This is a genomic window from Janthinobacterium sp. SUN211 (assembly GCF_030587315.1).
Taxonomy (GTDB): domain Bacteria; phylum Pseudomonadota; class Gammaproteobacteria; order Burkholderiales; family Burkholderiaceae_D; genus Janthinobacterium; species Janthinobacterium kumbetense.
Genome location: NZ_JAPWIC010000019.1, coordinates 1 through 6,716, shown reverse-complemented (window position 1 = coordinate 6,716; position 6,716 = coordinate 1). Strand labels below are relative to the sequence as shown.

6 protein-coding genes and 1 rRNA gene are annotated in these 6,716 nt (G+C 58.6%); 1 reads left to right on the top strand and 6 read right to left on the bottom strand.

The features are described from left to right. Together O3301_RS28515 and O3301_RS28510 are read right to left on the bottom strand one after the other, a co-directional pair. Window positions 1-95 (bottom strand): 16S ribosomal RNA (locus tag O3301_RS28515); the annotation flags it as partial. Window positions 96-529: 434 nt separating this feature from the next. After that, window positions 530-1,609, bottom strand: a complete 1,080-nt coding sequence (locus O3301_RS28510; protein WP_305058152.1) for a tartrate dehydrogenase — start codon at window positions 1,607-1,609, stop codon at window positions 530-532. A 110-nt stretch (window positions 1,610-1,719) separates the two neighbouring features. On the opposite strand from O3301_RS28510, the gene O3301_RS28505 reads away from it, so the two are divergent. Further along, window positions 1,720-2,619, top strand: coding sequence for a LysR family transcriptional regulator (locus O3301_RS28505; RefSeq protein ID WP_305058151.1), 900 nt, complete (start codon window positions 1,720-1,722; stop codon window positions 2,617-2,619). Between the two features lie 17 nt (window positions 2,620-2,636). Here the strand turns inward: O3301_RS28505 and O3301_RS28500 are convergent, their stop codons facing one another. From O3301_RS28500 to O3301_RS28485, 4 genes are all read right to left on the bottom strand, one after another. Further along, on the bottom strand, window positions 2,637-4,127 hold the full coding sequence (locus O3301_RS28500) for a DUF3482 domain-containing protein (RefSeq protein WP_305058150.1): 1,491 nt from the start codon (window positions 4,125-4,127) through the stop codon (window positions 2,637-2,639). Then, window positions 4,124-5,602, bottom strand: coding sequence for a DUF2868 domain-containing protein (locus O3301_RS28495; protein ID WP_289920027.1), 1,479 nt, complete (start codon window positions 5,600-5,602; stop codon window positions 4,124-4,126). The genes O3301_RS28500 and O3301_RS28495 overlap by 4 nt, the downstream gene beginning before the upstream one ends. Window positions 5,603-5,664: 62 nt before the next feature. Continuing rightward, window positions 5,665-6,354, bottom strand: a complete 690-nt coding sequence (locus O3301_RS28490) for an acid phosphatase (RefSeq protein ID WP_305058149.1) — start codon at window positions 6,352-6,354, stop codon at window positions 5,665-5,667. 173 nt (window positions 6,355-6,527) lie between these two features. After that, on the bottom strand, window positions 6,528-6,716 hold a 189-nt coding region (locus O3301_RS28485), incomplete at its 5' end, for a hypothetical protein (protein ID WP_305058148.1).

Sequence of the window (6,716 nt, the reverse complement as noted above, 5' to 3'; positions counted from 1 at the left end):
TCGCCACCAGAGCAAGCTCCGTGCTGCCGTTCGACTTGCATGTGTAAGGCATGCCGCCAGCGTTCAATCTGAGCCAGGATCAAACTCTTCAGTTTAATCTCTGTTTAATGTCATTTCTGACAGGTCGGACAGTATCGCTACCATCCAAATCTTCTGCATTGCAAAAGATTTGCTCACTCAAAAAACTGACAGGCTACTTCCGAAGAAGTATCCTATTTCATTATTTCTTGTGAACATTTGATATATTTTAAGTATTACAGCAATCCGAAGATCGCTGCTGCACTTACATCAAATGCCCACACTTATCGACTGTTAATTGTTAAAGAACTGTATTCGGTACTGCTTTCGTGCTATCGACAAAGCGTTGTGTTTGTCAGCTGCGAAGAAGGAAGAGTATGAAGCATTTCGCTAAATCCGTCAACACCTTCCTTACTACTCATCGCCGTTTCCGGTGATCCTCAACTGCCGCATTTGACTGCGTCTCATTGGGGAGGCGAACTATAGCAAAGCCACTCACAGGCAGCAAGCTTTATTTCAGCAATTCGGCAACCGCCATGCCGACATCCGTCGTACTGGCGCTGCCACCCATATCTGGCGTACGCGGACCATGCTCGAGCACTTGCTCGATGGCCCGCACAATCGCATCATGCGCCGCCGTGTAATTGGCATCGCCATTGCCGAGGAAATCCAGCATCATGGCGCCCGACCAGATCATGCCGATCGGGTTGGCGATATTCTGGCCATAGATATCGGGCGCGGAACCGTGCACCGGCTCGAAAACGGAAGGAAAAGTCCGCTCCGGATTGATATTGGCCGACGGTGCGATGGCAATCGTCCCCGTGCAGGCGGGCCCCAGGTCGGACAGTATGTCGCCAAACAGATTCGAAGCGACCACCACGTCGAAACGTTCGGGGCTCAATACAAAACGGGCCGCCAGGATGTCGATATGGTATTTATCCCAGCGTACATCGGGAAAGCTCGGGCCCATGGCTTCCACCCGCTCATCCCAATACGGCATGCTGATGGCGATGCCATTCGATTTCGTGGCCGATGTCAGGTGTTTTTTAGGCCGGCTTTGCGCCAGCTCAAACGCATACTTCAGGATACGGTCGACACCCTTGCGCGTAAATACAGACTCCTGCAGCACCGTTTCGCGCTCCGTCCCCTCGAACATGCGCCCGCCCACGGATGAATACTCTCCTTCCGTATTTTCACGCACCACATAAAAATCGATATCGCCCGGCTTTTTATTCGCCAGCGGGCACGGCACACCAGGCATCAAGCGCACAGGACGCAGATTGACGTATTCGTCGAACTCGCGCCGGAATTTCAACAGCGAACCCCATAAGGAGATGTGGTCGGGCACCTTGTCCGGCCAGCCCACGGCGCCAAAATAGATGGCGTCGAAATCCTTGAGCTGGGCAAACCAGTCCGGGGGCATCATTTGCCCGTGTTCCAGGTAATAGTCGCAATTGGCCCATGCCATCGTCGTGAACTGCAGGTCGATATTGAAACGGCGCGCGGCGGCCTCGACAACACGCAGCCCTTCCGGCATGACTTCATTGCCGATGCCGTCGCCGGCGATGACTGCGATTCGGTGTGTGGGCATGGGATTCTCCTGGTTATGGATGCTAAATGGGTGCATTGATGATACTGGCACCGCATGAGAATACAATCAGGAGATTCATAACCCAAGTATTCACATTTCGTGGTCAATCAATGAAACATACACCGCTGCTGGAAGACTTACGCCTGTTTTGCCAGGTCGCCCATAAAACCAGCTTCGCCGGCACAGCCTTGGAACTGGGCATTTCCAAGGCCGTCGTCAGCAAGCGCATCGGCATGCTGGAAGCGGCGCTGCAAGTACGTTTGCTGCACCGGACCACACGCCGGGTCAGCGTCACCGATCACGGCGAGATCGTGCGGCAATGGGCACAGCGCATCCTGGAAGATGTCGAGCAAATGGGTGAGGCGGTAGCGCAGTCGAAACTGCAGCCGCAAGGCGTGCTGCGCATCTGCTCCAGTTCCGGTTTCGGACGCAACCGGCTCGGTCCAGCCCTATCCCAGCTGGCACGGCAGTATCCAGACCTGAAAATACAGCTGGAATTGCTCGACCGGCCCGTCGACCTGCTGGGCGAAGGTTTCGATCTCGACATTCGCATCGGCGTGGTCCATGAACCGGACCTGATCGCCCACCGTATTGCCAGCAACCAACGCGTACTGTGCGCCGCGCCCGCCTACCTGGCACGACGCGGAACGCCGAACACCCTGGCGCAGTTGCGCGAGCATGACTGCATCGTCATTCGCGAACGCGACCAGGATGGGCGGCGCTGGAAACTGCAGGGACCGCAAGGAGTGGAAACGGTGAAGGTCGATGGACCGCTATCGGCCAACAATGGCGAGATCGTCCATCAATGGGCGCTGGATGGCCACGGCATCATCTTGCGTTCGGCATGGGATGTGGAAAGCAGCTTGGCGCAAGGCAAGCTGATGCGCATTTTGCCTGCATATCAACAGGCGGCCGACGTGTGGGCGGTGACCACCTCGCGGCTGTCGAAATCTGCCAAGGTCAGGGCCTGCGTGCAGTTTCTGGAGCAGTGGCTGCAGACCCGCGCCTGATGATCTACACCAGGTATTTACACCAGGCGCGCCACATCTGGATACAGGCGCGCCAGGGTATCGGAAGTGATGGACGACAGGAGGGGCAGCACGCGCTCGGCGGCTTGCTCCGGCGACTTTTCCCGGCGCACGTCTTTCCACAACTCGGCCAGAGCAGCGTCATGGCGCGCTACCGCCTGCTCGACCTCATCCTGCCAGAAGGCCGGCGCCTCGCTTTCGACAAAGTTGCCGCGGCCACGGCCAAAGTGCGCCACCGCCAGGTAACGCAGCACGCCCGCCACCACCAAGGTACGCAAAAAGGCATCGGTAAATTGCATCGTGGGCTCATTGCGGTCCGTACCTGAATTAAAACCCCAGGCTGCGCCGGCAAACGTCAGCGCACCGACCACGCCGCCAAGCAAGGCCCCCGTACCCAGTGTCAAACCGCCGGAAATCAGGTCGGCCGACAGCCCCGTCGCGGCACCGGAAATCATGGCGCCCAAGAGCCCCGCTTGCGCCTTGTCGATCGGCGCGCGCACGGCGAAATTTTCCCGTATCCGGCTATTGATCTTATGCGCATCGGTCGGGTCGAGTTTGTGCAAGATCAACAGTTCACGCGTGGTCACGCTGCTGTGCGTATTGAGGCGCGCCACCAGGCTGGTCATGGCCTTTTCCTGGCGTTGCTGCTCTGCATTCTTACCGATACCCACGACCTGCAAGGCCGTTTTCAGCAAGCCTCTGGACGCCGGATCAATGGCTTCGCGATCCTGCCCAGCCACCGCCAGCTGCATGGCCAGCAAATGCATGGCCTGCTGGAAACGCGCCGTATTTTGCGTTTGCCAGGCAGCAAACAACCGCGCGTAGCCAGCTTGCTGCGACTGCGGTAACAATTTACCCACGGCTTCGTAAAACACGCGCTCATGTACCCAGCAGCGGGCAAAGGCATCGAGCGCCAGGACGTCGCGCACGATCGGATACTGCTGCAAATGCTCGCGCCAGCGCGCCTGCTCGCCGTGCTCCTCATTACCCGGACGCGGCGGTCCCATCTGATTGAGCAAGACCACCACCGGCTTGTCCAGCCAGGCGAGGATTTTCATTTCCGCTGGCAAGTAGCCCGCGTCCCGGGGATTTTCAGAGGAGTTGACCAGGTACAGCACCACGTCGGCAGAGTCCTTGGCCGTGCGCAACGCTTGCTGGCTGAGCCAGAACGGGCGGTCGCGATAACGGTCCAGCACTTCGCGCAAGAACCAGCCGATGGGATTGCCGGACTGCCCCAGGCGCTTGAGCAGGCGCACGGAGTCGCCGAAGCCTGGCGTATCCCATAATTGCAGGGCATCACCCTGCGGTGTCGCCAGCAAGGTATGCGATTCCGCAAACACGGTCACGTGGGCGGCGTCGCGCACTTCGCCGATATCCACGCCCACCAGGGTGCGCGCCAGTGTCGTCTTGCCATTATTCGTGTGCGAAATCAGCGCGAACTGAATCTGCACCGCATCATCCTGCACTTCTTTATTCACATTCACACTCATGCTGCTGCCGATACTTTCAGCCCGACACCAGCATCGAGCGGGTGCAAGGCAGGATTGAGCAAATTGACCAGGGTTGCCGTGGTTTTGTGGAACTGGCAAAATTGTTGCCACAAGGCGACTCGCTCCGCCAGGCGCGCGCCGTTATCCGCCTGCTCGCCCGCGCGCTCCAGGTAGCTGGACTCGTCGATCAGGACGGCGATGCCGCGTGTCGACGATTGCGCCAGGTAATCGAGGAAGGCGCCATGATTTTCCTTTTCCGGCGTCGCCGTCAGGTTGAACAGCACGGCCGTGATATTGACTTGCGGATCATTCAGGTCCGTGCCGCGCAGAACGTCCTGCGGCTCTTCGCCATACGACGTCGACGGACGCAGCATCATGCGGCCCTGCTCGCCGAACAGCATGATGGATAGCTGGCCCAGGCCCTTGTGGCGCGCCTCATCGACAGTAAAGCTGTATGGCAAGACGCGCAGCATGCCGCCCGTGGCCACGCCGATGCTTTCATTGAGCTTGCGGAAATACGGTTGATCGAGATCCAGCGGAAAATGTTTCGCCAGGCGCGCGGCGCGCCAATTGTTGACCAGTGCCAGGATCAGGCGGGGAACGACCACCAGCAGAAAGATGGTTGCCGCATACAAATGCACCCAGCGCGCTCCGCCTTCCACGGTCGTCGTTTGCGGGAAACGCAACGCTTCGATTTCCGCCAGCGAAAAGCCTTGCAAATGAAACAGGGCGATGGCCGGCGCAAACAGGGTTGAAAGCAGGCTGTGCACCTGGCTGGCGCTCAAAAAGGTGCTTTCCCAACCGGCTGCGTATTGCGACAGGAAACCGCGCGCATACAGCGAGGCGACGGCGCCGATGGCAAACATGGCGGCGCTCAAGTGGATGGTACGGCTCAGGCGCGCGGCCGTCAGCTTGGCGCTCAGGTGCGCCCATTCCCCCATGAAGCTGAGCAAACCCGAGGACAAGGCGTGCGGCAACTTGCGCGGCAAGGTCAGGCGGCCCACGCTCAGGTGGCGCACCAGCCCCGCTTTCGGCCAGCCGAGGGAATGCGAGGGGATGCATAGCCAGATCAGCAAGCCCAGGTAGACCAGTACGTTCCACGCAATGATCAGCAGCAAGGGCGCCGAAAGCAGATCCACGCGATGGGGATCCGTGATGCGGTCGAGCCCGGCGCCCAGCAGCAGGGCCAGCAAGGGCAAGGTCAGCGCCAGGGCTTTCATGCCGTTACGGCGTTTCGCGAAAGCGGCAAAGGCGGGCGTGCGTTCGGTGATGCGCTTGAGGATCAGCTCGGAACGCTGCTGCAGGAAATCGTCACCCGTCACTTCGGCCTGCTTGCCCGAAGCTTGCCACTGCGCAAGCTCACGCGCGCTGCGGCTGGCATACATGCGGTCATCCTCGCTGAGGACTTCTTTTTTCTGGTCGGCCGTCTCGATAGCACGGACCAATACCACTTCTCTCGCAATCTGCTCGTTCATGGTGCTCCTGTTTTTGTATGAAACGACAACTAGACAAGCAGATTGTGACGTACTTTTATGTTTCAGGCCAACGCGTCCTCGGCCCGGAGCAGATTATGCAGCAGATATATCAGGAAAGAGGCGATCCAGGCAGACCACAAGGTGTGCGTAAAAAATTGTGTACCTTGCAACTGTTGCTGCCAGCCTGCCGCCAAACCGCACAGCAGCATGACACCAGCGAGCAGAAGCGCCGTGCGTGGCCGTCCGGGCAGGCAAAACAATGGCAAGGCCAGCATCCACCAGGCAGTGTTCGCCTGCATGGCCGGCAGGCAAACCATGGCAGATGCATTGGCGGGCAATGTTTCCAGCAGGCGCGTGTATGGCGCCAGTCCGCCATAGCGCAGCAAATCCGTGGGGCAAGGCACATCGCTGAAGGAAGAGAGCAAATAAATGCTTAACGGCACCAAGACGACCGACAGGGCCACGACGCGCAAGGCGCTGCGGCGTGAGGCCAGCCAGGCCAGCGGATGCAAGGTGTCCCAGATGGCCAGGCAGATCATGGCGGAGCCAAGCGAGATCATGCCGAGCTGGAAATTGCCCGCCCACGCGCTGCCCGTGCCGGCAAATTGCCCACGCGTCCCGTCGAACATGCTGTCCGCGATCATGAGATCGAGGTTGCTGTAATTGCCGATCCAGAGTATCAGCATGGCCGACAGCATCAAGACGCTATCGATGCCTTTGGGAGTTTTGACGAGTTTAAGCTTGGCCAACATGGATGCACACATTTACTTGATGGAATGAAAGGGCCTGGCCGCCCAAGGGCAGCAGCCATGCAAGCCATCGTACAGTGTGAATATGAAGAGAACATGACGGTGCCCGCAGTTCGCAACATGGACCGGGCATGATAGGCATTTTTGCGGCACACTCTCCCCCCCGCAAAAAGCGCTCAAGAGCCATAACTTCGCGCAACTTCGCCGTACGCACGACAAAAATCGCGCACCAGGCAAAAGCACCAGACGTAAAAAAACCCCAACCGGATCACCGGAAGGGGTTTTTTCGAATAACAAGCCTGACGATAACCTACTTTCACACTGGTTGCAGCACTATCATCGGCGCAAAGTTGTTTCACGGTCCT